This is a genomic window from Rhodococcus sp. 14C212 (genome assembly GCF_011058195.1).
GTDB classification, from domain to species: domain Bacteria; phylum Actinomycetota; class Actinomycetes; order Mycobacteriales; family Mycobacteriaceae; genus Rhodococcus; species Rhodococcus aetherivorans.
Genome location: NZ_JAALEH010000188.1, coordinates 1 through 2,794, shown reverse-complemented (window position 1 = coordinate 2,794; position 2,794 = coordinate 1). Strand labels below are relative to the sequence as shown.

Sequence of the window (2,794 nt, the reverse complement as noted above, 5' to 3'; positions counted from 1 at the left end):
GGTGCCGTCGTACATGGTGCCGGCCGCGTTGGTGGTGCTCGAGGCGTTGCCGGTCGGTCCGGTGGGCAAGCTGGATCGAGGGGCGTTGCCGGCTCCGGTGTACGGCGGTGCGGCGTACACGGCTCCGTCGACGCCCGCCGAGAAACTGGTGGCGGACGTGTTCGCGGACGTGCTCGGCATGACGCCTGTGGGTGCGGACGACTCCTTCTTCGAGTTGGGAGGCGATTCGCTCACGGCGACGCGAGTGGCAGCGCGGCTGCACACGGCGTCCGGTGCCGAGGTGGGGGTGCGAGCAGTGTTCGAGGCTCCCACAGTGTCCGGCTTGGCGGCACGGTTGGGTCGAGGCGACCGTGGCACGCGGCCGGCTGTGACGGCGCGCTCCCGGCCCGAGCGGGTGCCGTTGTCGTGGGCGCAGCAACGCATGTGGTTCCTCAACCGGTTCGACCCCACCTCGCCGGCGTACAACCTTCCGGTGGTATTGCGGCTGACGGGCGAGCTCGATACCGAGGCGCTGCGAGCGGCGGTTCGGGACGTGGTGGCGCGGCACGAGTCGTTGCGGACGGTGTTCCCGGACTCACCCAATGGGCCGTACCAGGTCGTGTTGCCGACACAGGATGCCGATCCGGAGTTGACCGTGACGCCGGTGATCGACCGGGACGACATGCGGTGGCGGGTGGCGGAAACGGGGTCGACGGGGTTCGACGTGACCGCGGAGGTACCGCTACGGGCTCGGCTGTATCGCCTCTCCGCCACCGAGCATGTCCTGGTGGTGGTCGCCCACCACATCGCCGCCGACGGAATGTCGATGGGACCTCTGGTACGCGATGTGACGGTGGCGTATTCGGCGCGGCATGCGGGTGCGGCCCCGGAGTGGGAAGCGTTGCCCGTGCAGTACGCGGATTTCTCGTTGTGGCAACGGGAGATGCTCGGAAGGGAGGACGATCCGGACAGCTTGGGGGCAAGGCAGCTGGCGTTCTGGAGGCACGAGTTGGCAGGCCTGCCCGAGGTAATGGCACTACCGACCGACCACCCTCGGCCGGCGCAGCGATCGCTGCGCGGTGACCGGATCCACTTCACGGTCGATGCGCGGGTGCATCGGGCGTTGACGGCGCTGGCGCGGGAACACGGGGTGAGTGTCTTCATGGCGGTGCACGCGGCGCTGGCGGTGCTGCTCGCCCGCCTGTCCGGAGACGGGGACATACCCGTGGGGGTAGCGGTGGCCGGCCGCGGTGACGCCGCCCTCGACGAGCTGGTCGGGATGTTCGTGAACACCTTGGTGCTGCGGACTCCAGTGGACCCGCGATCGAGCTTCGCGGAGCTGCTCGAGCACGTACGAGAGGTGGACCTGGCGGCGTTCGCGCATGCGGAGGTTCCGTTCGAGCGGGTGGTCGACGAGTTGGCGCCGGTCCGTTCCACCGCGCACGCGCCGTTGTTCCAGGTGGCATACGAGTTCCAGAACATCTCGGTGCCATCGCTGGTTCTGCCCGGACTGACGGTGACGCCGGTGGAGCCGGACATGCAGACAGCGAAATTCGATCTGCAGTTGTCGATCTCCGAAAGGCAGGACGGCGACGGCGCACCGGCGGGTCTGAGTGCGGGATTGACCTATGCTACGGACCTTTACAACGCGGACACAGTGCGTGGGTTCGCCGGGTGCTTCGTGCGGATTCTCGAAGCGGTCACCGCCGCCCCGGGCACCCCGGTCGGCGACGTCGACATCCTCGATCCGGCCGAGCGGAGCACTCTGCTGTCGCTGCGCGGTCCGGAAGGGGTGGCGGAGCGCACTCTGCCGGAGATTCTCACTGCGGCCGTCGCGGTGAATCCGGACGCGGTGGCGGTGTCCTGCGAGGGGGACGAGGTCACTTACCGGGAACTCGACGAGCGGTCGAACCGGTTGGCGCGGCTGCTCATCGAGCGGGGTGCCGGTCCGGATCGGTACGTGGCGATCGGGCTGCCACGGTCGATCGAATCGGTCGCGGCCGTGTGGGCGGTGGCGAAGACCGGGGCGGCGTTCGTGCCGGTGGATCCGTCGTACCCGCCGGAGCGAATCTCGTACATTCTCCGCGACTGCGGGGCGGTGGCCGGAGTGACGGTGGGCTCCGAACGCGGTCGACTGCCGGGGACAGTGCAATGGATGGCGTTGGACGATCCGGCACTGGTCCGGGCAGTGGCGGAATGTTCACCGGGGACCGTGGGCGATCGAGACCGGGCTGTACTGCTGCGCATGGATCATCCTGCATATCTGATCTACACCTCGGGTTCCACGGGGCAGCCCAAGGGCGTCGTCGTGTCCCACCGGGGGCTGGCGAACCTGGCTGCGCAGGCCGCCGAATTCGCCGATGGCGACGCCAAGGTGCTGCACGGGACCTCGCCCAGCTTCGATGCGGCGATCCTCGAGTTGATCCTCGCGTTCGCCGTCGCCGCCCGCATGGTCGTGGTACCACGGGGGGTCTACGGTGGACCCGAACTCGCGGCGCTCCTCGCCGCCGAACGGGTGACCCATGCGTGCATCACTCCCGCCGTCCTGGCGACGGTGGATCCGGCCGGCCTGGACGATCTCGGTTGCCTGATCGTCGGCGGCGAGACGTGTTCACCGCGGCTCGTGGCGCAATGGGCACCCGGCCGCCGTATCTACAACGGGTACGGGCCCACCGAGGCGACCGTCCAGGCATCGGCGGCTCCCATGACGCCCGGTGCCCCGATTACCCTCGGCAGTCCTGCCGTCGGGTTCGCGGAGGTGGTGCTCGATGGGCGGTTGCGGCCGGTGCCGGTGGGGGTGGTGGGGGAGTTGTAT

The 2,794-nt window shown here is 69.1% G+C and carries 2 protein-coding genes; one reads left to right on the top strand and one right to left on the bottom strand.

The window, feature by feature from the left end; genetic code table 11:
* Positions 1-180: hypothetical protein (locus G6038_RS31080; protein ID WP_206025885.1), on the bottom strand; the 180-nt coding region annotated here is incomplete at its 3' end.
* Between the two features lie 187 nt (positions 181-367).
* Between G6038_RS31080 and G6038_RS30520 the strand changes: the two genes are divergently transcribed.
* The coding region (locus G6038_RS30520) for a condensation domain-containing protein (RefSeq protein ID WP_346772964.1) at positions 368-2,794 on the top strand (2,427 nt) is incomplete at its 3' end.